Origin of the sequence: Acinetobacter sp. SWAC5 (assembly GCF_003419885.1) — a bacterium.
Lineage (GTDB): Bacteria > Pseudomonadota > Gammaproteobacteria > Pseudomonadales > Moraxellaceae > Acinetobacter > Acinetobacter cumulans.
This window is the reverse complement of record NZ_QUWR01000020.1, coordinates 1-23873: the sequence shown is the minus strand read 5'-3', so window position 1 is coordinate 23873 and position 23873 is coordinate 1. Positions and strand designations below refer to the sequence as shown.

The window sequence follows — 23873 nt, the reverse complement described above, 5'->3', positions numbered from 1 at the left end:
AGATTCAAAAAAAAACGGCTCTCATGAGCCGTTTTTAATTACAACATTAATTGTCTGAAATTAATGCAACTTGCTGTACATAGTTGAATAATTTAAGTCTAGACGCTGCAATTTCTTCTTCCGTTGCATTCTTTGCGATATCACGATGAACACGTAAAGCATGCTGACGTAGAGTATGGCGCTCTGTCGCATTATAAGTTTTAGAAAAGTCATTAATGACTGGATCACCATCTTTAATAATGCGATCAACCCAACGATTCAACTGCGCAGTTTTTTTCAAACCTTGCTTCGGTGTTAAATACGATAAAATGACACTTTCATCTTCATTACGCATTAACTTGCCAATACGCGAGCATTGACGGCGACGCGCTTCATGCGATGAAATTGCTTGAATATCAAGAAGCGCTTCAATCAAGCGCTCATCCACTGGAAGATTTTTGATTTGTTTAGGACTCAGCTCTGCAAGCTGTTCACCCAAAGCGGCCATACGCTGTACAGCCTTCTTTTGTTCGGTTTTGCTTGCACGTCCTTCTAGAGATTCAAAATCATCTTCAGTAAAACGAGTTGGTCGACGTGCCACGATTAATCTGCCTCATAAAATTTTGCTGCGAATAATGCTTGAATATCAGACAAAGCTTTTTCTTCATCTGCACCATCAATCACTAAGCGCAAAGTTGTGCCTTTACCAGCACCGAGCATGAGCAAAGACATAATGTTTTTTGCGTCTACTAATTTATCACCTTTGCCAATCTGAATCGATGAGCGAAATTTAGTGGTGACTTCAATGAGTTTTCCAGACGCACGCGCATGTAAACCTAGTTTGTTTATTACGTCAACAGTTGTGTCTATCATGACCAGTGCTTCATTTCTCTATGTAAGACCTGAACAGACCATTTTGCCTCAAGGGCTCTCTTGAGTCTATCCACAATATAAACCGAACGATGTTGTCCACCCGTACAACCGATAGAAACCGTCATATAATGGCGGTGTCCTTCTGCAAAAGCAGGCAACCACTTTTCTAAAAATTGATAAATATCAGTAAACATTTCATTGGTTTGTGCACTGCTTTCTAAGAATTTTTGTACAGGTGCATCTAAACCAGAAAATTTTCTTAACTCTAAATCCCAATGCGGGTTAGGTAAATGCCGAACATCAAACACATAGTCCGCATCTAAAGGGATGCCATGTTTAAAACCAAAAGACTGTAAAATAACGATTAATTGGTCAGCTTGCCCTAATTTAGATAAAAGCACATGCTTTAAATCATGTACGCTTTTATCTGTGGTGTCGATATGTACTGTCGCACGAAATTGAATCGGCAACAACAAATCTTTTTCTTGTTGAATACATTCATTCAAACTATTAAAACGACTAGATAATGGATGAGGCCGACGCGATGCACTAAAGCGTGCTATCAGTTCCTGATCACGCGTAGTCAAATAAATCACATCCACGGCACCGTGCTTTTGCAATAATGAAAAAACATGGTCAAACTCTTGCATATCTTGGCGTGTACTTCGAACATCCACCCCTAAGGCCAGTTGCTCGAGATTATTTTCCTGATCTAATTTTTCAACAATTTCAGGTAACAGCGCGAGAGGCAAATTATCAATACAGTAGTACCCCAAATCTTCCAACACCTGCAATGCAGATGACTTTCCTGATCCTGACTGGCCTGTAACGATTAAAATTCGTTTCATCGCGCGTGCTGTCCTTTCATGCAAATTAAGATGCAGTAAACTTAACCTGTAAATTATCAATTAAGCGTGTTTTGCCAATTTTGGCTGCTACAAACAAGACGACGTCTTGATTAAAGCTATCGACTTTTTGAAGTTCTGGGCTACGTGCTTCCACATAATCCACCACAAAACCAGCATCCGTTAATGTTGCTCGAATTGTATTTAAGGCATCTGACAACGCAGTACCTGACGTGAGTTGTTGTGCTGCCGTTTGTAAGCTTTGGTAAATAACTGGAGCAATTTCACGGTGCTCAGGGCTTAAGTAACCATTACGTGAGCTGAGTGCCAAACCATCTGCTGCACGTGTAATCGGCACACCAATCACTTCTAAAGGAATATTTAAATCACGCACAAACTGACGAATCACTGCCAGTTGTTGATAGTCTTTTTGACCAAAAAATGCAAAATTTGGTTGCACCATGTTAAAGAGTTTGGTCACAACGACCGCAACACCATCAAAATGACCTGGGCGCTGTGCACCGCATAAATCATCTGTAATGTTATTCACTGAAATATTGGTTAAACGCGGTTGATTGCCATACATTTGCTCTACAGTCGGCGCAAAAACAATGTCACAACCCACATCAGCTAAAAGTTGCTGATCGCGTTCTAAAGTACGTGGATAATTATCAAAATCTTCATTTGGCCCAAACTGAATTGGGTTGACAAAGATACTCACCACCACCACATCACAGAGTTTACGCGCTTCACGTACAAGGTTTAAATGCCCTTCGTGCAAATTACCCATAGTTGGAACAAAGCCAATAATTTTACGTGCTGCTTTTGCAGGACTCAGCGATGCAGTCAAGCCTTGAATCGTGGTTTCAGTTTTCATCTTTTATAACTCAATTTGGAAAGTTTGTTCTTTTGCAGGGAAAGATCCATCGAGCACTGCGGCATGGTAAGCCTTAAATGCATCTAAAATAGCCGTCTCACCTGACTGTTCTTTCATAAAGTTACGTACAAATTTCGCAACATGGCTAAATGTAAGCCCGAGCATATCTTGCTGTACCAACACTTGACCGTCCGTATCCGCCCCAGCACCAATACCAATTACAGGTGTTTGTGGAAACAATTCGCTAATTTCTTTACCGACTTGTGCTGGAACGCATTCCAACAACAAAATCGCAGCGCCTGCATCAACCACAGCTTTACAGTCTGCAATAAGCTGATCTGCTGTTTCACGTGTACGGGCTTGGATTTTATAGCCACCAAATACGTGTACAGATTGAGGTGTTAAACCTAAATGCACACATACAGGAATCCCGTTACGTGTCAGCGTTGCCACAGTTTCTGCTAACCATGCCCCACCCTCAAGTTTCACCATGTGCGCACCGGCTTGCATAATGGTTTTTGAGTTTTCTAAGGCATCATTTAAAGTTGCATAACTCATAAATGGCAGATCAGTTAAAATAAAGGCATGTTGATTACCACGGCGCACTGTTGCAGTGTGGTATGCCATATCTTCAACAGTTACAGGCAAAGTCGAATCATGACCTTGAATGGTCATTCCGAGTGAATCACCTACTAAGATTGTATCAATTTCAGCAACTTCCATTGCTTTTGCCATACTTGCATCATAACAAGTTAAGCAAGAAAACTTTCGGCCTTCCGCTTTAAATTTTTTTAAGTGGCTTAGACTGATCATCTAGAATTTCCTCTTATGGCCATATTTTCAGCCAATAAAAATTTAAATTTTTGCCCAATTTCCTGCATCTAAGACAGTCAGACTGACTTGATCCAGAATGGGTAAAGTATTTAATTGTTGTCCATTTAACTGTAGATTTTCATCTAAATCGAGTAATGGAATCAGCACAAAATCACGTTCCATCACGCCTACATGAGGCACAATTAAACGCGGATGTTGAATATTTTGTTGGCCATAAATCAACAAATCTAGGTCAAGTGTACGCTCGCCCCAACGGCGTAGACGTACGCGACCAGACTCTTGTTCAAAGCGCTGTAATTCATCAAGTAATGCCAATGGTTCTAAATCGGTTTGCAATTGCACTACAGCATTTAAATAATTCGGTTGATCCTGCGGACCCATGGGCGGACTTTGGTACAGTTTAGAGACTTTAACCGTACCTAGTGTCGACAATTTATGCACAGCTTCGGTCAAAATTTGCAGAGAATCCCCCAAATTACTGCCTAAGCCAATATAGGTAATCACGCTCATTGCGTTGGTCCAAAAATCACCGTGCTCAAATCTCGTTTTACACGCTTACGTTTTAGAATTGGGTGATCTGCCGTAATTTGATCATTCCCCCCATTCACCGCCTGTGCTTTAAAGTCAGCTTGTTGCTTGGCTTTACGCGCACGACGACTACGAGGTTCTGGCTCATTCACCAAAGGTTCAATCTCAGCTTGTTGAACTTGATGTAATGGCTTAATGTCTTCTTGAGTAGCACCTTTACGGCGCCCTTTCGCACGTTGGCGATTGTAGTCCGCAATCGCACGTTCTTTTTCATCTGTGCTAAGTGTTTGGTAAGTATCCCACCACACACCCATGCCTTGAGTCGTTTGATCACCCGATTTTTCACGTAGCAATAAAAAGTCAAAACCCGCACGGAAACGTGCATGTCCAGACAATGCTTCAATTTGCTGCGGTTTTGGATTAAGCAAACGCGTCTGCATCTCCCAAACTTCACGAATAAAAGTTTCTGCAAAACGTGGAATAACAGTACGTGTCGCTTGACGTTTAAGCACATCTAAACCAGCCTGAGCACGAGCTTCAGCAGCAACTACGCCTTTTTTCGCATAAAACTCACAACGCTCAAGGAAAGGCTTCCACAGCAACACTGCATAGAAAAATGCAGGATTGATGGTCTTACCAATTGAGATACGCTGGTCTGTGTTTTTGGCTGCGCGCTCGATAAATGGCGTGATATTTGGCTGGATATCCGCAAATAACTGATGCCAGATCTCGAATTCTATCAGCATTGGCATGACACGGTTTAAGTGTCCCATCGTGAAGAGTTTCTGGGACTCATCGTATAAACGATGTGGAGACACATCACGGAGTAATTGCGCAGTTTCAGGTGTAAAGACATCCAAAATGCTTTGATCGATAGAGAAGTTTAATTTCGCTGCAAAACGCAATGTGCGTAACATACGCACAGGATCTTCTTCAAAACGAAGCATTGGATCGCCCAATAAACTTAACTTTTTCGCTTTGATGTCTTCATAGGCATTACAAAAATCGAGCACGATACCTTTGCGTGGCTGGTAATACATGGCATTAATTGAAAAATCACGTCGTGCAAAATCTTGCTCAATGGTTCCCCAGTTATTGTCACGTAAAATCATGCCTGCAGCAGAAGTTACTGCTTTTTTCGGAGGTGCACGAAAAGTAGCAACTTCAATGAGTTCACGACCTGAATAGACATGTGCCAACTCAAAGCGACGTCCGATAATCCGACAACGTCGTCCGAAGACTTCTTTAACTTGTGATGGTGTGGCATTCGTCACCGCATCAAAATCCTTAGGATTCAGACCCAGCATTAAATCACGTACACCACCGCCGACGATATAAGCTTCATAGCCTGCCTTAGTTAAGGCATCAATCACATCTAATATGGAAGAAGGTAATTGTGCGGTAGATAAACCGCATTTGGACGCGCGCAAAGTTTGCAAAAGACGCTGTCTCCTACGTCTGGACGTAAAAATTTTAAGATGCCGTAATCATATCTCTAACACAATCAAAGGGCAATTTGATTCTATCAATCCAACCGTATTGCCTAGATTGGAATTTTCTACAATTGTAATATTTACAAACTTAAGCGCGCTCTATTTTTGGCATACAAAGCAGGCCCTATACCTTTGACTTGTTGGATTTCTTCAATGCTTTTGAACTTCCCGTTTTGGCTCCGATACGCAATGATTGCCTCAGCTTTTTTCTGACCAATACCGTGTAATTGTTGTAACTGCTCACTATTCGCAGTGTTTAAACTCACTTTGGCGCCTGAAGTATTCGCATGTAACGTAGGTTTAGCCAAATAATGCTGTGCTGTAGCATCTGGGGTTTTCAAGCGCTGATCATGTGCCTGTTGCGTCGCTTTCCACTGCGTATAGTCTGCAGTTTCAGCTTTAGCCCAAGACATGCTCAGTGTCATCAAAATCATTAACCAAAGAAGAAGCTGTGCTTTATTCAATCCGCCCTGTTTCATGCTGTGCCTGCTGTTTTAAGTGTTGTTTTGCCTGTTCCCACAGCTGATCCATTTCAGCCAGTGACAGGTCTTCTATATTGTTATTGTGTAATGCAACCTGTGATTCTATATATGCAAAGCGTGAGCGAAATTTTTGAATCGTGCCCAACAATGCAATCTCACTAGAGATGCCTAGTTTACGACCAACATTCACCAGTGAAAATAAGCAATCGCCAAATTCATCTATAATTTCATCGGAATTTTGCGAAGCCAAAGCCTCTTGAAATTCTGCCAATTCTTCTTCGACCTTGCCATACGCCTCTTGCACATCTGGAAAATCGAACCCTATTTTGGCAACTTTTTTTTGGATCTCTTCTGCTTGATTCAATGCAGGGCCAGGTTTAATTGCATCTAAGCGGGATGCACTTTTTCCAGCACGTTCCTCTGCTTTAATTTTTTGCCAAAGCTTGGCAACATCGTCCGCATTGAGCTGGCTAAATTGCTCGGCTTGAAACACATGCGGATGACGACGAATTAATTTTTCTGAAATCGCATTCACGACATCATCAAAGGTGAAAGCCCCCATTTCACTATACATTTGCGATTGAAACACCACCTGTAAGAGCAAATCACCAAGTTCATTTTTGATCTCATCAATATGACCTTCACGAATTGCCGCTTCAACTTCGTATGCTTCTTCAATGGCATATTGAGTGAGGCTTTGTGGCGTTTGTTGTTGATCCCAAGGGCACTTCATCCGTAGCTCTTGCATAATATTCAATAAACGTTCCACATTTCACCTCAGTGTTTTTCATGTTGCTCAAGATTTCCTCATTTTATTTTGTTATGCTCAAAATCGCATAGGGAAAATAAGGAGAATCATAAAAGTGCAAAGTATATTTATTAGTGGGGCAGCACAAGGCATTGGTGCAGCAACCGCACAATTATTTTATCAACAGGGCTATAAAGTCGGTATTTACGACATTAACGTCGTACAAGCTCAACAACTGGCTCAGCAACTTGGCCCCCATGCCAAAGCAGGCTTACTCGATGTCAGCAATGCTCAACACTGGGAAAATGCGCTCGCAGAATTTAGCACTTGGGCAGGTGAGCTCAATATCTTGGTCAATAATGCAGGAATTCTCTACTCTGGCCCCTTTGAAGAGACTGAACTCAGTGCTCACCTTAAAACCGTCGACATTAATATTAAGGGCGTTTTGACGGGTTGCTATTTAACATTGCCCTATTTACGCCAAGCATCTTTTGCACGTGTGATTAATCTATCTTCTGCTTCTGCCATTTATGGTCAACCCGATTTAGTCAGCTATGCCGCATCTAAATTTGCAGTCCGAGGCCTGACCGAGGGTCTAGATATTGAATGGCAAAAATACGGGATTCGCGTGTTCGATATTATGCCTTTATTTGTACAAACCAATATGGTGAAAAACATGAATGCAGGGAGTATTCACAATATGGGGGTACACTTAAGTGCTACAGATGTTGCACGGCAAATACTACACACAGTCCAATTAAAAGATACGCCTTTTACCGTCACGCATCATACAGTTGGCCTAAAGGCCAAAGTCCTCATGACACTCTCCAATGTAAGCCCACAGTTTGTTAATCGAATGAGCAATCTTTGGATTAGCAAAAAATAGTTAAGCAATCCACTGCACAGCATCTTGCACGTGATTCAGACTTCATTTAAACAAACTAAAGGTGCGAATGAACTGCAATCACGGGCAGGCGAAAACCCTGACAAGAACGTTCTGTACGCCAAGCCACACTAAGCATAGCTTTTCCAATCACATAACATTGATAAGCAAACACCCCAAGTTCAGGATGACTACATATTCCACTGTTTTGTGTAGCATGAGCTTGTGTGTTCAGCTCATGTAAATTCAGGCGAATGCCGAGCCCTGATGCCTTTAATACAGCCTCTTTAATGGTCCAAACCTTAAACCAATATTCCGTATCCTCTGCTAAATCGCGCCAATGTTGTATTTCTTCGGGATGAAATGCGTGTTGAGCCAAAGCAGCAAAGCGCACAACACGATCAAGGTCTTCCACATCAACCCCCAAATCTGCCACACGATGGCTCGTGGCTAAGGCATAATGTTTTTGACTGTGACTATGATTAAAATAAAATTTCGGATGTTCAAGCAAATAAGGTTTGCCATATTCAGTCCGTGCAAAATCTGTATTTTGAATAGGTTGCTCAAGCACTGCTGATAAATAACGATTGCGCATTTCGGCTGTCATTACTTTGCGATGTTGTACGTGTTGCTGACGGTTCAGCTGTGAATCTGCTAATTGTACAACCTGCTGTAGATCAATCCGAATCTGCGCCATCAAGCTGACCTCAATTTCATGTGTGTAAACCAATTTAACTCACCAATCTCTAGTCTAGCCCAAAGCGCAAAAAGCCTGCAATTGCAGGCTTTTTGAGATCAACGAATTAACGTTTAAATTTCTTTTCAGCTTTCTTAAACTTCTGAACATAACGGCGTTTACGTGCCAAAGTACGTTCATCCACTTGAGATTTACGACCTTCAAATGGGTTTTCAGAGGTTTTAAATTCGATCTTCACTGGCGTACCTTCAAGCTTGTACACTTTACGGAACACGTTTTCTAAGTAACGACGGTAATCCGCAGGTGTTTTATCCACTTTGTTACCATGGATCACAATCGTTGGTGGGTTTTGACCGCCAATATGCGCATAACGCATTTTGATTGCACGACCTTGCACTTTCGGTGGATGGTGCGCATCTGTCGCATCATTCAAAATTTGGGTGATTTTTGCTGGTGAAACCTTCAAACGTGATGAATCATACGCACGGTGAATTGAAGGATAAAGATCGCCAACACCTGTACCATGCAAAGCAGAAATCAAATGAATTTTTGCCCATGGAATAAAGTCAAAACGACGCTCAACATCAAGTTTACATTGCTTACGATCATATTCAGACATATTGTCCCATTTATTAATCGCAATCACCATCGCACGACCCGCTTCAATGGCATAGCCAATCAAGTGTAAGTCTTGCTCAACAATCCCTTCACGCGCATCGACCACTACCACAATCACGTTGGCATCTTTCATCGCTTGTAAAGTTTTAACAATTGAGAACTTCTCAATCATTTCATCCACTTTACCTTTACGACGTACACCAGCAGTATCGATTAATGTGTATTTACGGCCATCACGTTCAAAAGGAATATAAATCGAGTCACGCGTTGTACCTGGTTGGTCAAATGCAACAACACGATCTTCACCCAATAAACGGTTTACTAGCGTAGATTTACCCACGTTTGGACGACCAATGATCGCAAGGCGTAAGCCTGTATCTTTGTCATGTTCTGCAGCATCTTCATCTTCAGGTACGTCTGTAAGGACTTCCTCAAGCATTTGTTGTACGCCACGGCCATGGCTGGCTGCAACCTGCAAAGGCTCACCCATACCTAACTTGTAAAATTCAACAAGTGCGGCTTCAGCATGTACACCATCAACTTTGTTAGCAACAAGATAAACTTTTTTACCTAATGTACGTAGCTCACGAGCAATCTGTTCATCAGATGCCAACAGTCCCGCACGAGCATCGACCACAAAAATGATCATATCTGCTTCGTTGATTGCAGTTTTTGACTGCTCAGCCATGTATGAGTCAATACCACCTTCATTTTCGCCAATACCACCAGTATCAACAACAATGAATGATTTATTTTGATACGTTGCATCACCATATTTACGGTCACGTGTAAGACCTGCAAAATCGGCAACAAGTGCATCACGGCTCTTAGTAATCTGGTTAAACAACGTTGATTTTCCGACGTTCGGACGACCAATGAGCGCAATTACGGGTTTCATAGATTAACCTTTATTCAAGATCAGCCAGCTAGGTCTGGTCTGAACATCAGAAAGTTTGGGAAGAATAAGAATTGGATTTAGGCCCAAAAATAAATAAAAACACGGGGTATTGAATAACAATCACCCCGCGTTCAAAAATACGGTTGGCTTATTTTAGCATAAGCCAACGAAAAATTAACGGTTCTGCCAAATGCTCATTGCACCCTTACGCGTCGCAACAAATAATTGATTGTCGATTACGCGTAAAGTACGGACATCACCGCTGGTTTTTGCACGGCCAATAATATTTCCTGTGCTCGGATCAATCAAGTGTAATACACCATCCAAATCACCCACCACAAGGTTTTGACCTAACATTACAGGGTTACTGAGTTTACGATTCAACAGCTGATCGTTTTCCCAAAGTTTATGACCTGTGGTAATTTCATAAGCCGTGATTTTGCCATCATTTTGCGCCACAAACACACCGTTACCTGAAACTTCTGGGCGCTGCGTACTGCTCGCATCTTCACTCCAAATCACTTGTTGGCTCACCATATCCATCACAGTCACTTGACCTTGATAGCTGGTTGTTACCAAAAATTGACCTGTAACTGTCGGCTCACCATCAATATCAACTAAACGCTGAATATCCGAACGGCCTTCCGTTACTGCCATACGACGTTGTAAACGCGGTGCGCCACTTAAAGCATCAATAGCATAAATATAAGCATTTGCTGAGGCAATCAATACATTTCGAGCATCCAGCGCGACAGGTGCTGCTTGGCCACGCAAACTAAACTGTACGTTTGGTAAGCTGTATGTCCACGCTTGTTTACCTGTATCAAGCTCATGCGCATAAACCGTACCATCGTTGGCTACGGTAATTACACGACCCGCATGAATCAACGACGGCGCAAGAATTGCACCAGACAATTGTGCTGTCCACTTTTGTTCGCCTGTCGCTTGATCCAAAGCAAACAATTGACCTTTCTGGTTACCCACAACAACAAGACCTTCGGTTGCTTCTACACCAGAACTCAAACCTTGTTTGCTGACATTTTTCTGCCAAAGACGTTGTTTACCTTGATAAGCCTCAACTTCGCCCTTTGGATTAATGACATACACTACACCGTTGTTTGAATCCAAACGTAAACGTAATGGGTCTGCTTCGCTGGTCGATGCAACACTGGTAGAAAATACAGAGCTCAGTGTTTGTGGATTGACTAATTTTGGTAAAGGATTTGGCTTTGGCTCTTCTACCTTTGGACCTTTACTTGCACATCCGGTTAGTGCAAGTGTTAAAACTGTCAATGCACACGCAAATTTGTATTTTCTATTCATTCAGCTTCTTCCACATGTGTATCTAATATCGGGCGTTCAATTTCTGGATCATCAACTAAAACGCCTACACTTTCGAGTTTAATTTGTAAAATTTGGCGTTCTTCTTTACGTTCTACCAACGCATCCCATGCACTTTGATATACTTTTTTAGCATTTTCAATATCATTTTTTGCAACATACACATCACCACGCGCTTCATCAGCTGTTGCTTTAAAGGCAGGATCAGTCACAGCTACTAAGGTTTTTAAGGCCTCATCATATTTCTTCTGTGCCAATTGTGCATAAGCCAAACGTAATTTCACGACTTGTACTAAGCCTTGATCATCTACTTTTGAGTTTTCAACTTTTTTCAATGCTTTTTCAGCACTTGCATAGTCTGACTTATCATAAGCCAATTTCGCCATCAGCAATTGTGCTTGAATTGCCTGAGCTGAGTCAGGTGCATCTTTTACAATTTTATCTGCAGATGTCGACAGTTGAGTAAATGCATCACCCTGTGCAGACTGCGCATCACCAATCAATTGTTGCACTCTGGCTGTTTCCACTTGGGACTCAGCCAGATTTTTCTTCTGCCAATATTCCCAACCGAAAAAGGCAATCAACGCAATTAAAATCCCGCTAATAATGGCAGAACCATACTTCTTAGAGAATGATTTCAAGTTATCAAGCTGTTCATCATCACTTAATGCGCTCATGTGATTCCCTTTTCCTTATCTGTTATGGCTTATTTTGAAGAAATTTGTTCGATAATAAATGGCACAATGGCTGAAACAGCAACTTCTGTTTGTGTCGCTGTTGCAAGCTCTTTCACCAATAATTGCTGAGCATCCCACTCTCGTTCACCCAGAATCACAGCGAAAATTGCACCCGATTGATCGGCTTTTTTCATTTGTGATTTCATTGAACCCTGTGAGCCTACTTTGAAGCGAATCGCCGATGTCGCAGCATCTAATTGGTCACGAATTTGCTCTGCAAGCACCAATGCTTTAGATTGATATGCAGGTTCAGAAACCAAAAATACTTCACAATCACGGACTGGTGTATTGTCTTCAACTTGTTCAAGAAGAAGCAATAAGCGCTCTATACCCATTGCAAAACCGACTGCTGGTACAGATTGATCTGGCTTGCCTTTCAACTGCCCAACTAGACCATCATAACGACCGCCTGCACACACTGTACCCTGTGAACCCAAATGCGTTGTAGTCCATTCAAATACAGTTTTGTTGTAGTAGTCTAAACCACGCACCAATTTTTGGTTAATCACAAAGCTTATACCAGCATCTGTTAAATACTGCTGTAACTGTGCAAAATGAGCCAAAGTTTCTTCACCCATAAAGTCATGAAGTTTTGGTGCATTTTCAAGAATGCTTTGTGTTTTTGCATCTTTAGAATCTAAAATACGAAGCGGATTGGTAGTCAAACGACGCTGTGAATCTTCATCTAAATCTGCTTTGTGTGCTTGAAGAAATTCAACTAAGGCTGCACGGTAGTTTGCACGTTCATCAGACTCACCCAAAGTGTTGAGTTCAAGTTGAACTTTATCTGCAACACCCATACGCTTCCAAAGACGCGCTGTCATAAGAATCAATTCAGCATCTTGATCTGGCGTTGAAACACCAAAAGTTTCTACACCAAATTGGTGGAATTGACGATAGCGACCTTTTTGTGGTTTTTCATAACGAAACATCGGGCCGACATACCACACTTTTGGCGTTGCACCACGCAGTAGGTTATGTTCTAGCATTGCACGCACACAGCCTGCGGTCCCTTCAGGGCGCAAGGTTAAAGACTCAGGTGGCTGACCTTTGTCTAAAAAAGTGTACATTTCTTTTTCAACAATATCTGTTGCATCGCCAATTGAACGCTTAAACAAATTGGTTTGCTCAACGATAGGCAAACGAATTTGTTGATAACCGTATGCATCCATTAATGATGCTAAATGCTGTTCTAAACGTCTCCACGCAGGAGTTTGCGTTGGGAGAATATCGTTAAAACCTTTAATTGCTACAATTGAACTCATGACCTACTCAGAACTGGTGCGAATGATTTCTTTAGATTTCGCTTCTTCAAGCGCTAAAACACGTTGACGAACCATCGCTTCAATTTCGTCAACCAATTGATTGGTGTCGATTAAATGACTCTTTTCGCCATTACGATACACCAGTGAACGCGGACTTGCACCCACCACGCCAATATCAGCTTCTTTAGCTTCACCAGGGCCATTAACTTTACAGCCAATCACCGAGACATCCATTGGCGTACGTACATCTTCAAGGCGTTCTTCTAAAGCTTGCATCACAGAAATGACATTAAACTCCTGACGCGAACAACTCGGGCACGCAATAAAATTAATGCCATTTGAACGTAAGCCCAGTGATTTTAAAATATCAAAACCAATTTTTACTTCTTCTTCAGGCTCGGCTGCCAATGAAATACGCATCGTGTCACCGATGCCTTCCATAAGTAAACCGCCCAATGCAATCGCTGACTTGACTGAACCTGTGCGGTAGATTCCCGCCTCAGTCACACCCAAATGAAGTGGATTATCAATTTGTTGTGATAACAAACGATAAGCATCCATAGTTAAAAATACATTCGATGCTTTGACCGACACTTTAAATTCATGAAAATTTAAGCGGTCTAAAATATCAATATGGCGCATTGCAGATTCAAGCAAAGCTTGGCCTGTAGGCTCACCATATTTTTTTTGAATATCTTTTTCGAGTGAACCTGCATTCACCCCAATACGCATAGAAATATCGTGATGACGAGCTGCAGCCACCACTTCACGGATTTTTGCTTCCGAGCCAATATTACCCGGATTAATACGGAGGCAATCTGCGCCAAAGTCGGCAACTGCCAAGGCAATTTTATAGTCAAAGTGAATATCGGCAACCAATGGCACATTCACTTGCTTACGAATTTCACCAAAAGCTGCTGCCGCTTCCATGCTCGGCACAGAAACACGCATGATATCTGCACCCGCATCTACACAGCGCTGAATTTGTGCAACTGTTGCATCTACATCACAGGTTTCAGTATTGGTCATGCTTTGAATACTGATTGGTGCGTCACCACCTACATACACCGAACCGACACGAATTTTACGAGTTGGACGGCGCTTAATCGGATTTTCAATCATTGTTCGAATCTGCTCTGTTATGCCTTAACGAGATAAACGGAAGTCTGCTCGACCATTTACGGTATACGGCGACAATGAAATATTTTCATTATTGAGGCTTAGTGTCACGGCTTCTGCATCATCTAAACGAATTTGGAATGGTGATTCACCATGTAAAGTTAATGTCGTAGCTTGGCGACCCGTCGCCAGTACTTTACCCGTCGCATCAACAATATTCACTGAGGTTGGACGACTAAAATTCAATTCTAATTGCTCGCCAGATACAGCCGATGAACCATCCATATTAATGACTTCTACATCAGATGTTTTGACTGGCGCGCCTTCAGTATCAGAAGGTGTAGATGACATATTTTGCACAGCCATCACGATTGCCGCCAAGACCACCAATACAACAATCGCCAACACACCATGTTTTAACCACTTACGATTACGATCGCGGTTAGAACCTGGCAATTTGCCCATAATTTTAATTGGAGAATTATTTAAAGCATGATTTGGCAAGAGGCCCGTATCATTGGCATAAATTTCATCAAATCGCTGAATGATATTGGTCGCATCAACTTTTAAAAATTTTGCGTAGGTACGGTAATAACCTTTAATAAAGGTTGCTTCAGGTAATGACTTATAGTCATCCTGCTCCAATGCCATCAATGTCTTTACAGGAATGTTTAACTCCTGCGCAACTTCATCTAAATCACGTTTTTGCGTGACACGAATCTGGCGTAGGTACTCACCTGGACGCTGAACATTTCCTAACGCATTTGGGGCTACGCTCGAGTTATTCGATTGCGGTGAATTAGGATTTATTTCCATACGGCCTCAGTACTGTACTGTAATTGCAAATAACGTTGGTATTCTGGACTTTCCGGGAATAAAGCACGTAGCTGGTTCACTAAAACCTGCTGACCAATGTTGTCTTTATTCGCACGCGCGGTACGAATACCAATCCAAAGCGCACGTGCACTTTGGTTGTTCTGACCTACTGTACGCACAAATTGTTCATACATTTGTGTCGCATCAGAAGTCTGCTGGTTCAAATAAAAAATTTCTGCCAACTCTAACATCGAAACATAAGAATCACGATTAGCTTGCAAGGCTTGCTTGAATGTTTTTTCAGCACTCGCAACATTACCTAATTTAAGGTAAATACGCCCTGCATTTTCCAGCGCTCTTGCACGCTGATCATACCCCAATGTAGAACCGGCGATATTCAACTGTTCAAGCGCATCATTATAGCGTTCAAGTTGATATAAATACGTACCATAGTTGTTACGTACTTGCGCATTTTTAGGCTCAGATGATATGGCGCGTTTAAAATAACCATCCGCTTTTTGAATATTGGCTTTACTTCCTTCTTGCTGTAAAAGCACACCCATCATCATATTTGCTTGTGCATCACGGCTATTTGCTTCTAAGGCTTGGTCAAGCTCACGTTTTGCCGAGTCGAGATCGCCATTTTTAATATATTCAGCAGCCATTTGAGTTCTTACTTTTGCTGCTTTTTCTGGGTCCTTTTTGACTACCCCACCACTTGCACTATGAATACCCGTAGTTTGACACCCTACCATTGCACTCAACGCAATACATAGTGATGAAATTAAAGCAATTTTATAAGTCGACTTTCTCAATTGGCTGCCTCTTTGTTATCCTTGCGAGCGCAGAATCTCATTCTTTGCCGCAACTTTCTTTTTCCATTGCTCCGCACGACGAGTACGGTCTGCAACTTGCCCCACAAGTTGTCCACACGCAGCATCAATATCATCGCCACGTGTCTGACGAATCGTACACACAAATCCAGCATCAGACAAAGTTTTTTGGAAAGAAATAATGCGGTTACGACTTGAGCGGCCATACGGCGCATGCGGGAAAGGGTTAAATGGAATTAAATTAATTTTACTCGGCAGATTTTTGAGTAATTTAATCATTTGTTGCGCATGCTCTGGATGGTCATTTACACCATCTAACATGACATATTCAATCGTCACGTGTTTACGTGAACTTTCGTTGCCATCTTTAGCAATATAACGCTGACATGCTGCAATCAATTGTTCTAGTGGATATTTTTTATTGATTGGCACCAGTTCGTTACGAAGCTCATCGTTTGGTGCATGCAATGAAATCGCCAATGCGACATCAATATCTTTCACCATCTGATCGATTTTAGGCACAACACCCGAAGTTGATAAAGTCACGCGACGCTTTGACATGCCATAAGCAAAGTCATCCAACATGGTACGCATAGAATTCAGCACTGCATCGTAGTTAAGGAGTGGTTCGCCCATCCCCATCATTACGACGTTCGTTACCGAACGCTCACGCTCAAGAACAGGCACATCTTCCATATAAGAATAGTTTGCCATCCATAGCTGACCAATGATTTCAGCCTGATTTAAATCACGCTGGAAGCCTTGTTTACCTGTAGAACAGAATGAGCAATCTAGTGCACAGCCGACTTGTGAAGAAATACACAATGTACGGCGTAAACCACTACGGTGTTCAGCAGGAATGAGAACAGTTTCAACTAAAGAACCTGCACCCTCACCCACGCGGAATACCCACTTACGGGTACCATCTTTAGAATAGTTTTTATGCACCACTTCTGGCGCTTTAATTTCAGCAATTTTTTCTAGTTTTTCACGCAATTTGCCTGAAATATTGGTCATTTCAGCAAAATCAGTCACAAAAAATTGGTGCATCCACTTCATCACCTGCCCAGCACGGAACTTCTTCTCCCCCATATCTTCGAAGAATTTTTCCATTTGTGGACGTGACATGCCAAGTAGATTCACTTTTTCCACAGACTTTTGCTGCGTTGGAGCGGATGGAGATTGTTGCTGTGCATCAGAAACAGCTGATGTAGCGACTACTTCAGTACTCATGTGTAATTACCTAAACCATGTCTAAAGATGAAAGGAGAAGCTCAATAAGTGAGCAAAGGATTATTCAGGGAATAAAAAAACCAGATAAGTATAATAACACTTATCTGGTTTGAATACTTCGAATTAACGAGTACGTGGAGCAATCTCAGTTTGAGCGAAGAAGTAGTTAACTTCACGATCAGCAGATGCTACAGAGTCAGAACCGTGAGCAGCGTTTTCGTCGATGCTTACAGCGAAGTCAGCGCGGATTGTACCTGGAGCAGCTTCTTTAGGGTTAGTCGCGCCAAGGATTTCGCGGTGAGCAAGAACTGCGTTTTCGCCTTCAAGAACAGAAACAACAACTGGACCAGAAGTCATGAATGCAACTAGGTCAGCAAAGAAACCACGTTCTTTGTGCTCAGCGTAGAAGCCTTCAGCTTCAGCTTGAGTCAAGTGTTTCATTTTAGTTGCAACGATTTGAAGACCAGCTTTCTCGAAACGAGCAAAGATGTCACCGATGTTGTTTTTAGCAACTGCGTCTGGTTTAACGATAGATAAAGTACGTTCGATAGCCATGGTAGGCTCCTTAAGTCATAATGTTGACAGGAAAATTTGGCGCATTATACCGAATAATGCGCTGTTTTCTGCTTTTGAGATGTAAAAAAATTGCTTTTTTCGACGCAGTGTTAACTTGCTTCGTCTATCCAAGCCATTTGAATCGCTTCCAGTAAACCTTCAGTCGATTTTTCTGGGTTATCTGCAAAGTCTGGCAAAGCGCACACCCATGCATGTAAATCAGTAAAGCGAATCCATTGTGGATCCACATCTGGATGAGCTTCATAAAGCTCAATTGCGATATCAATCGTATCTGTCCAGCGTAAGCCCATGTGCGCCATCCTAACATCCAATAAACGATGCTGTACTTTAGCAAATTTCTAAATTGCTGCCTAAATTTTCAATCAATAAAGCCTCATTTTTTATTGTCATGGCAGATTTTAATGCCCCCACACCACAACATTGGCTTAAAGCATAATATGTAAAACGGGTGCACATAAAATAATGGCTATCGCCACCACAGCACCAATCAATGCCCCAATGACCACATCGCTAGGATAGTGCAGCCCTAAAACCATACGCGACAAAGCCACCAATACGGTAAAAGGCAACATCAAGATGAGTAAAATCGGCTGTACCCACCCCAATACAGTCGTCACCATCACCGCATGTAGGGTATGCCCTGAGGGAAAGCTAAAGTGGTCTAAAGGGCGCTCGCCCAATCGAATCACTTGATGCACTTGATAAGGCCTTGGCCGTACGGTTTTTTGTTTGAGCAACTTATATATACCAGTTCCCAGCAAACCACTCAGTGCAATGTACAGCAATTGAAATGCATACATCAGTCCTTGTAGCATCCACACAGCCATCAACATGAGATACCAAAAAACTCCATCGCCCAAGCGACTAATCATTTTAAAAAAGTACGCGATTCGCTCTGAGTGAGAAAACGTATTGAGATAAATACAGCCTTTTAAATCGAGATCAAGCATTCTTATTTTTGCATTTTTGAATTTCATGGCTCTCTCCTCAGGTGGTCAATAACCTTCCTGTTATCGCTTCATAAAGCAGGATTAGCTTGGTGCAATACTTCGCCTAGCAACACTATATAAAGCCTGCTCAAATTGTTGTACAGGATGCTTCCATCCAACATGTTGCACATCTGCTTGTGCTTGTATACCCATGGTTTTTAATACTTCTCGTGCAGGTAGCTTCTTAATCAATTCGCTAAATTGGGTAAGTTGCCCCAACCCCGCTAACCAGCCCGTATGCCCAATTCGCACATATTGCTGCGCACATGCATTGTCATAAGCCACGATGGGCAATCCGCTGGCCATCGCCTCTAACACTACATTACCAAAGGTTTCAACTTGACTTGGAAAGACAAAAACATCAGCACTGGCATATACTTCTGACAATGCAATACCACTCAAGCTTCCCATAAAAATAATACGATGCCCCTGTGCTAAACGTTGTAGCTTTTCGCGCTCAGGACCATCTCCCACAATAACCAAACACTGCGTTGCTGTTTGTTTGGTTTGCTGGGTAATAAAAGCCTCAATCAGTACATGCAATTCTTTTTCTGGCGATAAGCGCCCGACATAAAGCAATACTGTAGTCTGCTCATTGACTTGCCACTGCTGACGCAAACCAGTCGAAGCATATTTAGGGTGAAAAACATCGACATCTACGCCTCTTCCCACCACAACCTTGGGACAAGTCACGCCTAAGGATTGTAGCGACTTTGCCGTTCCCTGACTGGGTACACAGGTCAATTGCGTACTGTTATGAAACCAACAGAGATAACGTTGTATTGGCTTAAGCAAAAAGGCCAAATCAAAGAACCGACTAAAATCTTGAAATGCAGAATGAAAGCCACTTGAGATTGGAATTTTCTTATTTTTAGCCGCTTGCAATGCCGCCAAACCCAGTGGACCTTCTGTCACAATATGTACAACGTCAGGTTCAAAACTTTCAATACTACTGGAAACTTTTAAATATTGTGGCCAGCCAAACTTTAATCCCGGATAACGCGGGATGGACTGCGCCAACACCAAACACTCCTGATAAGGCTTAAAGCTCAAACATTCACTTTTTTGTTGTGGGCGTATTAATAAAATTTTATGGCCTAACGCTTGTAAACCTTTACACAATTGAAGCAACGACAGTGCCACACCATTAATTTCGGGTGGCCACGTTTCAGTTACAATGGCAATTTTCAAACGAGGTCTTACCAAATCATTCAGCTCACGTCTATCCGCTTTGAGATGATTTGAATTCTTATTTTTAAAATAAAAGCGTAGGTTTTCTGGAAATTGCTGTTGCTTGAGCAGGCTTGTCGCTGTTTGATCTGACATAGGCCACCTATTTATCTTTTTTGTTTTAGCCTACTGCCCTTTCTTTGCATTTTAATGTGGATTTAATGACACTTTTTTGACAATACCTCAACCTTTATCCTCAGAGTTTTTTACGCACTGTAATGCGTGTACAACCAGGCCTAGATTCAACTTCAAGCATCGCATTGATTTTGATCAATCGTGCACACATGCTTTTTAAGCCTACACTCAAGCCCGATTCTTTCACTGCTGTGGTATCAAAGCCAACGCCATTATCCTGCACAAAAGCAATCAGCTCTTGATTATGAAAGCGCATGTTTACATCCACCCGATCTGCATAACTATGTTTCAGCACATTCGTCAGACACTCCTCCAAAACCCGTTGTAGTGCAATACAATCTGCTGGAGTAATTGCACCTTGCCAATGATCTGGAAATTCCCAACAGACAATTACACCCAGTTCATCAAACAACTGATTAAAACGGTGACGTGTCGGCGCAACCCACAACGTTGGTGTTTCAGGAACAGAAGTATTTAGGCTTGATCCACTATCAATCACAAGTCTAAGGTCATCACGTAAATGCTTAAGTACAGATAAAAACTGATGGTTATTCAAATTTTCACGGGTATGTTCAATCGAGGCCATAGAACGCACCAATGAACTTCCCAACCCATCATGTAGATCATGTGCTAATTGAATTCGTTCCTGCAATTTAGCATTTTTCAGCTCCAGCTGGTGACTGTGGTTCAAACTATCCTCTAGCTCTGTGCGTACCTGCTTCACCTTTAGGGCGAGACGTGTATTAAATCGCTCTACACCATTCATACTACGGGTTAAACGTAGGGCAAAAATACACGCTAAAATCACTGCAGTAAAAGGTGATGCATAAACAATTAATAAATTTCCCTCATGTAGGTAAATACTCAAACCATCATGCAACGACAAGGGCAAGTACACACAAAACATCACCAATGCTAAACAATAAGCTTCAGGCTGTTTAGAACGATATGCAACAACAGGATAAACAATACAGTTAAGCAAATAGATGCCAACTGCCACAACAAAACTCACTTTCAATAAAAAATCGAGATATTGAACAGGCATAAATAAAGTGAGCGATAAAAAAACTACAACCAACCAAAGCAATGTACGCTCTAAACAAGGCGCCCTGAAGTTGGCAAAACGCCAACTATATAAACAGGTAAAGCAAACAAATACTAAAAAAATTAAACTTTGAATGCGCGCAAAGTCCAATGTTTTCAGTGCAAATAATGGCTCTGTAATGAGCTTCATCCCAATATATAGCACCTAAAGCATAGTATCCAAATGCACTTTCCTTGCGCCTAAACAACCAAACAAAAGCAGCAATTAATCCAAGTGCAACCTCCAGACAGAGTGTGTAGGTCAACAAGTCTCGCATTTCAAGCCAATAATGTTCGTGCTTTGCCATGACGGACTCATAGTCCCCCAAATGAACAAAGCCAATTCCTGGATTGAGCTCAGAAACACCTTCCACACGTATATAAACTGTATTTTCACCTGGCTTTAAAATACCGACGGGCAACATCCAGCGTCTAGGGATGTTCAAGTTACGAGATAAAGGTTCTTCAAGTGATTTGTTTTGCCATAGGAAGTGGTCATTAATGTAGACCTGCCCAGCCATATTAATAAAACTGACTGACAGCATCATGGGCTGATTTTGTTTTTCGTCACAATGAAATTGCCAAGTCAGCTTATACCAAACTGTACCGCTAAATTTTGGCCAACGGTCATTCCAATAATCTGGCGTACTTGAAATTGTTTGCCACTGTGATATTTGTGGCCGACCTTTAGCATTTGGACCAATTCCTTTTGTACTTTGAATCTGCTTAAGTTGTGCATAACACTTGGTGGCCTGCTGATATGCGTGTACTTCTGTCGTCATAAAAATTGACCACAGTAAAACACAAAGGCACAGTAATATTTTGTGTAAGCTTCGCCCTCCCACACCAATCACATGAGCAAAATTTAGGCAAAAAATACAAACTGTATTATGGCAAAACGCCAAAAGCGTCACCTTATTTTTTAAAATTATAAAGTCGTTCAATCATACTCAAATTTACACAAACAATACAATAAAATTGCAATAATATTCATTATCATCTAATTTTAATTTTTATATGTGCAAAGTATAAACACCTCCCTTTATACAACTTAAGCAATTTTCACTTGAATTATTGCACCAAATACATCAAGCCACCTTTTACCTGATATAACTGCCCCTCACCAAAATCTATTTGTTGCTGGTCTCCACGCAACCGAGGAAAACCAATCAATGCATCCAGCTGTGCGGAACGCTGAAATTGGTGTGTTTTAGGGTTAAACATCCAATAGATAAACCGTTTATCTTCTATTTTTTTGCCATTGGACACATCTGAAAGCACCACATCATAATAACCATCAAAATTCACATCCATGTAGCCAATGCTATTGGCAAAGGCTGTAAAACCCGTCAGGCTTTGTAATAGCTTATTCGTTTTTTTATCAATCACATCAACTTGCGTTAAGGCTTTACCAGCCGGATATTGCGAATGATCCACACCATAAAATTTAAAAACCACCACAGGCTTATCCGCTGCTTTAAAAGCAGGTTCAAAACTGAGTGATGTCGCACCTAGCGATGTATTCCAATTGGCTTGCATAATGCCCGTGTTTGCATTTAATTCGCCACTTAAGGTTTCATTATTGGGCGTAGCCATACCTTCCGCGCTCACAGCGAGTAAATTAATTTGATCTGCTTTTTGCGTGCCTTTGAGTGCGTAGGCAGTAGAAGCTGACTCATCATATAAAGTGCCGTGTGGATTCCAAATACCCGCATACAAATCTAAAAAATACTGATTGTCTGTTGAACGTAGCATTCGAAGCATCGACACTCGGACATTATTTAAAGGCTTAAGCTGTTCACTGCTTATTCCTGATGATGCAGGTTCAGCAAAAGAAAGACTAGGGAGAAATAAGGCAATGATACAAAGCAAAATTTTATTGTTCATTGTGAAGCCACACCCAAACAAGGAATGAATAATGTGGAATTTATCACACTTTAAAACACTAAAATGTATAGTCTTTGCTTAACCATTCGATAAGCTAAATACTGGTTAAAGTGCAAACCATTGTTTTCTCACAGCACATAAATTAATCTAAAAGCCAATCAAATAAAAAATATAACTTGAATGAATTTTAAGTCCGCCCCTGAACGTGAAATTTTAAGCTTTCAGCCACACCTGCTTAAGCTCACAGAAACAGACAGCCACCATCAGACGTGGCAACTCCCTCCGGAACTTCAAGAAAAAACGGGATTGAATGAAATTTACATCCATGAAAAATGGGCTGAATTTAATCATAGTTTAAAAATTGGACAATCTTATCCCGTCAGCATTTATCAAGGTAAGTTTCAAGATTATTGGATTGAAGCAAAAACCTTTCAACAACTAGGGCCGATACAGGAGTCACAACCATAATGACACCTGTACATACAATTCGGCATACTGTTTGCACCAACAAAGAAGACCAAGAGCTGCTTAAATATCAGCTATTAAATCAAGCTAAACGCGATTATAAATTATCAAAAATCAATAGATTTTTACTTCATAAAAATATGCATCCAATATTGATTTTAGTTCTTGTTTTTCTAGTTGGATATGGCAAAGATCAAATCTTATTTGGAGTTTTAATTCAACCTTACTATTACGTATTTTTTGCACTCGCTCTGCTGCATCCAATTTATGAAGCATGGATGGTGCTATTCACCAATTAAAATGTCTATGCGATAAACCATTTAAAATGTCCTGTTTTTAACTGCAAGAGTCAAGAACAGGATTTAAATATCTTTGTTCAATAACAGCTTTCTGAGCTTTACGACTCGGC

Annotated in this window: 28 protein-coding genes; 3 read left to right on the top strand and 25 right to left on the bottom strand. The window is 41.5% G+C overall.

Translation table 11 applies throughout. From position 1 onward, the window contains the following. Positions 1 to 46 precede the first annotated feature (46 nt). The 9 genes from yjgA to mazG form a co-directional block, all read right to left on the bottom strand. Positions 47 to 580: a ribosome biogenesis factor YjgA gene (gene yjgA / locus DYI81_RS13980; protein WP_106986111.1), complete on the bottom strand. Its 534-nt coding sequence runs from the start codon at positions 578 to 580 to the stop codon at positions 47 to 49. A 2-nt stretch (positions 581 to 582) separates the two neighbouring features. Continuing rightward, a complete protein-coding gene (locus DYI81_RS13975; protein ID WP_026438354.1) occupies positions 583 to 852 on the bottom strand; it encodes an HPr family phosphocarrier protein in 270 nt (89 codons plus the stop codon). Then, the gene (rapZ, locus tag DYI81_RS13970) at positions 849 to 1700 is read right to left on the bottom strand and encodes an RNase adapter RapZ (protein ID WP_117007888.1); all 852 of its coding nucleotides are present in this window, start codon (positions 1698 to 1700) and stop codon (positions 849 to 851) included. Before rapZ ends, DYI81_RS13975 begins: the two co-directional genes overlap by 4 nt. Positions 1701 to 1725: 25 nt before the next feature. Further along, complete coding sequence (gene panC / locus DYI81_RS13965; RefSeq protein ID WP_106986109.1) at positions 1726 to 2574, bottom strand: pantoate--beta-alanine ligase; 849 nt, start codon at positions 2572 to 2574, stop codon at positions 1726 to 1728. Positions 2575 to 2577: 3 nt separating this feature from the next. Further along, positions 2578 to 3387, bottom strand: a complete 810-nt coding sequence (panB, locus tag DYI81_RS13960) for a 3-methyl-2-oxobutanoate hydroxymethyltransferase (RefSeq protein WP_117007886.1) — start codon at positions 3385 to 3387, stop codon at positions 2578 to 2580. A 42-nt stretch (positions 3388 to 3429) separates the two neighbouring features. Next, on the bottom strand, positions 3430 to 3918 hold the full coding sequence (folK, locus tag DYI81_RS13955) for a 2-amino-4-hydroxy-6-hydroxymethyldihydropteridine diphosphokinase (protein WP_117007884.1): 489 nt from the start codon (positions 3916 to 3918) through the stop codon (positions 3430 to 3432). Beyond that, a complete protein-coding gene (pcnB, locus tag DYI81_RS13950; RefSeq protein WP_106986106.1) occupies positions 3915 to 5375 on the bottom strand; it encodes a polynucleotide adenylyltransferase PcnB in 1461 nt (486 codons plus the stop codon). The genes folK and pcnB overlap by 4 nt, the downstream gene beginning before the upstream one ends. 134 nt (positions 5376 to 5509) lie before the next feature. Beyond that, positions 5510 to 5863 carry a ComEA family DNA-binding protein gene (locus DYI81_RS13945; protein WP_227865958.1) on the bottom strand — a complete coding sequence of 118 codons (354 nt, stop codon included), beginning with the start codon at positions 5861 to 5863 and terminating at the stop codon, positions 5510 to 5512. 22 nt (positions 5864 to 5885) lie between these two features. Next, complete coding sequence (gene mazG / locus DYI81_RS13940) at positions 5886 to 6680, bottom strand: nucleoside triphosphate pyrophosphohydrolase (protein WP_106986104.1); 795 nt, start codon at positions 6678 to 6680, stop codon at positions 5886 to 5888. Between the two features lie 94 nt (positions 6681 to 6774). On the opposite strand from mazG, the gene DYI81_RS13935 reads away from it, so the two are divergent. Then, positions 6775 to 7545 carry an SDR family oxidoreductase gene (locus DYI81_RS13935; RefSeq protein WP_117007882.1) on the top strand — a complete coding sequence of 257 codons (771 nt, stop codon included), beginning with the start codon at positions 6775 to 6777 and terminating at the stop codon, positions 7543 to 7545. Positions 7546 to 7600: 55 nt separating this feature from the next. Here the strand turns inward: DYI81_RS13935 and DYI81_RS13930 are convergent, their stop codons facing one another. The 16 genes from DYI81_RS13930 to DYI81_RS13855 all read right to left on the bottom strand — a co-directional run bounded on the left by DYI81_RS13930 (position 7601) and on the right by DYI81_RS13855 (position 22999). Next, positions 7601 to 8239: a 4'-phosphopantetheinyl transferase superfamily protein gene (locus tag DYI81_RS13930; RefSeq protein ID WP_117007881.1), complete on the bottom strand. Its 639-nt coding sequence runs from the start codon at positions 8237 to 8239 to the stop codon at positions 7601 to 7603. Between the two features lie 106 nt (positions 8240 to 8345). Further along, entirely contained in the window at positions 8346 to 9755 is a 1410-nt protein-coding gene (der, locus tag DYI81_RS13925) for a ribosome biogenesis GTPase Der (RefSeq protein ID WP_117007880.1), read from the bottom strand. Positions 9756 to 9929: 174 nt separating this feature from the next. Further along, positions 9930 to 11078: an outer membrane protein assembly factor BamB gene (gene bamB, locus DYI81_RS13920; RefSeq protein WP_117007879.1), complete on the bottom strand. Its 1149-nt coding sequence runs from the start codon at positions 11076 to 11078 to the stop codon at positions 9930 to 9932. Next, positions 11075 to 11773, bottom strand: a complete 699-nt coding sequence (locus DYI81_RS13915) for a tetratricopeptide repeat protein (RefSeq protein ID WP_106986099.1) — start codon at positions 11771 to 11773, stop codon at positions 11075 to 11077. Before DYI81_RS13915 ends, bamB begins: the two co-directional genes overlap by 4 nt. Before the next feature lie 29 nt (positions 11774 to 11802). Further along, entirely contained in the window at positions 11803 to 13098 is a 1296-nt protein-coding gene (gene hisS, locus DYI81_RS13910) for a histidine--tRNA ligase (protein ID WP_117007877.1), read from the bottom strand. Positions 13099 to 13101: 3 nt separating this feature from the next. Beyond that, entirely contained in the window at positions 13102 to 14220 is a 1119-nt protein-coding gene (gene ispG, locus DYI81_RS13905) for a flavodoxin-dependent (E)-4-hydroxy-3-methylbut-2-enyl-diphosphate synthase (RefSeq protein WP_106986097.1), read from the bottom strand. Positions 14221 to 14244: 24 nt separating this feature from the next. Continuing rightward, positions 14245 to 15033, bottom strand: a complete 789-nt coding sequence (locus DYI81_RS13900) for a helix-turn-helix domain-containing protein (RefSeq protein ID WP_117007876.1) — start codon at positions 15031 to 15033, stop codon at positions 14245 to 14247. After that, the gene (gene pilW, locus DYI81_RS13895; protein WP_117007874.1) at positions 15024 to 15848 is read right to left on the bottom strand and encodes a type IV pilus biogenesis/stability protein PilW; all 825 of its coding nucleotides are present in this window, start codon (positions 15846 to 15848) and stop codon (positions 15024 to 15026) included. The genes DYI81_RS13900 and pilW overlap by 10 nt, the downstream gene beginning before the upstream one ends. Before the next feature lie 15 nt (positions 15849 to 15863). Next, entirely contained in the window at positions 15864 to 17099 is a 1236-nt protein-coding gene (rlmN, locus tag DYI81_RS13890; RefSeq protein WP_117007872.1) for a 23S rRNA (adenine(2503)-C(2))-methyltransferase RlmN, read from the bottom strand. A 123-nt stretch (positions 17100 to 17222) separates the two neighbouring features. Further along, positions 17223 to 17654 carry a nucleoside-diphosphate kinase gene (gene ndk / locus DYI81_RS13885; protein ID WP_106986093.1) on the bottom strand — a complete coding sequence of 144 codons (432 nt, stop codon included), beginning with the start codon at positions 17652 to 17654 and terminating at the stop codon, positions 17223 to 17225. Between the two features lie 110 nt (positions 17655 to 17764). Beyond that, positions 17765 to 17965 (bottom strand): Fe-S cluster assembly protein IscX, encoded by a 201-nt coding sequence (gene iscX, locus DYI81_RS13880; RefSeq protein WP_106986114.1) that lies wholly within the window; start codon positions 17963 to 17965, stop codon positions 17765 to 17767. Positions 17966 to 18100: 135 nt separating this feature from the next. Next, positions 18101 to 18652, bottom strand: a complete 552-nt coding sequence (locus DYI81_RS13875; RefSeq protein WP_106986092.1) for a phosphatase PAP2 family protein — start codon at positions 18650 to 18652, stop codon at positions 18101 to 18103. A 54-nt stretch (positions 18653 to 18706) separates the two neighbouring features. Next, positions 18707 to 19990, bottom strand: coding sequence for a glycosyltransferase family 1 protein (locus tag DYI81_RS13870; protein WP_106986091.1), 1284 nt, complete (start codon positions 19988 to 19990; stop codon positions 18707 to 18709). A gap of 100 nt (positions 19991 to 20090) precedes the next feature. Next, positions 20091 to 21074, bottom strand: coding sequence for an ATP-binding protein (locus DYI81_RS13865; protein ID WP_121594930.1), 984 nt, complete (start codon positions 21072 to 21074; stop codon positions 20091 to 20093). 85 nt (positions 21075 to 21159) lie between these two features. Continuing rightward, positions 21160 to 21894: a hypothetical protein gene (locus DYI81_RS13860; protein WP_106986089.1), complete on the bottom strand. Its 735-nt coding sequence runs from the start codon at positions 21892 to 21894 to the stop codon at positions 21160 to 21162. 289 nt (positions 21895 to 22183) lie between these two features. Next, complete coding sequence (locus DYI81_RS13855) at positions 22184 to 22999, bottom strand: hypothetical protein (protein WP_106986088.1); 816 nt, start codon at positions 22997 to 22999, stop codon at positions 22184 to 22186. A 180-nt stretch (positions 23000 to 23179) separates the two neighbouring features. On the opposite strand from DYI81_RS13855, the gene DYI81_RS13850 reads away from it, so the two are divergent. Together DYI81_RS13850 and DYI81_RS13845 are read left to right on the top strand one after the other, a co-directional pair. Beyond that, entirely contained in the window at positions 23180 to 23467 is a 288-nt protein-coding gene (locus DYI81_RS13850) for a hypothetical protein (protein WP_106986087.1), read from the top strand. After that, positions 23467 to 23763 carry a hypothetical protein gene (locus DYI81_RS13845; RefSeq protein ID WP_117007871.1) on the top strand — a complete coding sequence of 99 codons (297 nt, stop codon included), beginning with the start codon at positions 23467 to 23469 and terminating at the stop codon, positions 23761 to 23763. The genes DYI81_RS13850 and DYI81_RS13845 overlap by 1 nt, the downstream gene beginning before the upstream one ends. The last annotated feature ends 110 nt before the right edge of the window (positions 23764 to 23873 follow it).

What these genes read in the sequence shown, in the direction of transcription:
- DYI81_RS13975 (WP_026438354.1), bottom strand. Translation starts at nt 852, where the DNA reads ATGATAGACACAACTGTTGACGTAATAAACAAACTAGGTTTACATGCG.
- rapZ (WP_117007888.1), bottom strand. Translation starts at nt 1,700, where the DNA reads ATGAAACGAATTTTAATCGTTACAGGCCAGTCAGGATCAGGAAAGTCA.
- panC (WP_106986109.1), bottom strand. Translation starts at nt 2,574, where the DNA reads ATGAAAACTGAAACCACGATTCAAGGCTTGACTGCATCGCTGAGTCCT.
- panB (WP_117007886.1), bottom strand. Translation starts at nt 3,387, where the DNA reads ATGATCAGTCTAAGCCACTTAAAAAAATTTAAAGCGGAAGGCCGAAAG.
- folK (WP_117007884.1), bottom strand. Translation starts at nt 3,918, where the DNA reads ATGAGCGTGATTACCTATATTGGCTTAGGCAGTAATTTGGGGGATTCT.
- DYI81_RS13945 (WP_227865958.1), bottom strand. Translation starts at nt 5,863, where the DNA reads ATGATTTTGATGACACTGAGCATGTCTTGGGCTAAAGCTGAAACTGCA.
- DYI81_RS13930 (WP_117007881.1), bottom strand. Translation starts at nt 8,239, where the DNA reads ATGGCGCAGATTCGGATTGATCTACAGCAGGTTGTACAATTAGCAGAT.
- der (WP_117007880.1), bottom strand. Translation starts at nt 9,755, where the DNA reads ATGAAACCCGTAATTGCGCTCATTGGTCGTCCGAACGTCGGAAAATCA.
- bamB (WP_117007879.1), bottom strand. Translation starts at nt 11,078, where the DNA reads ATGAATAGAAAATACAAATTTGCGTGTGCATTGACAGTTTTAACACTT.
- DYI81_RS13915 (WP_106986099.1), bottom strand. Translation starts at nt 11,773, where the DNA reads ATGAGCGCATTAAGTGATGATGAACAGCTTGATAACTTGAAATCATTC.
- hisS (WP_117007877.1), bottom strand. Translation starts at nt 13,098, where the DNA reads ATGAGTTCAATTGTAGCAATTAAAGGTTTTAACGATATTCTCCCAACG.
- ispG (WP_106986097.1), bottom strand. Translation starts at nt 14,220, where the DNA reads ATGATTGAAAATCCGATTAAGCGCCGTCCAACTCGTAAAATTCGTGTC.
- DYI81_RS13900 (WP_117007876.1), bottom strand. Translation starts at nt 15,033, where the DNA reads ATGGAAATAAATCCTAATTCACCGCAATCGAATAACTCGAGCGTAGCC.
- rlmN (WP_117007872.1), bottom strand. Translation starts at nt 17,099, where the DNA reads ATGAGTACTGAAGTAGTCGCTACATCAGCTGTTTCTGATGCACAGCAA.
- ndk (WP_106986093.1), bottom strand. Translation starts at nt 17,654, where the DNA reads ATGGCTATCGAACGTACTTTATCTATCGTTAAACCAGACGCAGTTGCT.
- iscX (WP_106986114.1), bottom strand. Translation starts at nt 17,965, where the DNA reads ATGGGCTTACGCTGGACAGATACGATTGATATCGCAATTGAGCTTTAT.
- DYI81_RS13875 (WP_106986092.1), bottom strand. Translation starts at nt 18,652, where the DNA reads ATGAAATTCAAAAATGCAAAAATAAGAATGCTTGATCTCGATTTAAAA.
- DYI81_RS13870 (WP_106986091.1), bottom strand. Translation starts at nt 19,990, where the DNA reads ATGTCAGATCAAACAGCGACAAGCCTGCTCAAGCAACAGCAATTTCCA.
- DYI81_RS13865 (WP_121594930.1), bottom strand. Translation starts at nt 21,074, where the DNA reads ATGCCTGTTCAATATCTCGATTTTTTATTGAAAGTGAGTTTTGTTGTG.
- DYI81_RS13860 (WP_106986089.1), bottom strand. Translation starts at nt 21,894, where the DNA reads ATGACGACAGAAGTACACGCATATCAGCAGGCCACCAAGTGTTATGCA.
- DYI81_RS13855 (WP_106986088.1), bottom strand. Translation starts at nt 22,999, where the DNA reads ATGAACAATAAAATTTTGCTTTGTATCATTGCCTTATTTCTCCCTAGT.
- DYI81_RS13850 (WP_106986087.1), top strand. Translation starts at nt 23,180, where the DNA reads ATGAATTTTAAGTCCGCCCCTGAACGTGAAATTTTAAGCTTTCAGCCA.
- DYI81_RS13845 (WP_117007871.1), top strand. Translation starts at nt 23,467, where the DNA reads ATGACACCTGTACATACAATTCGGCATACTGTTTGCACCAACAAAGAA.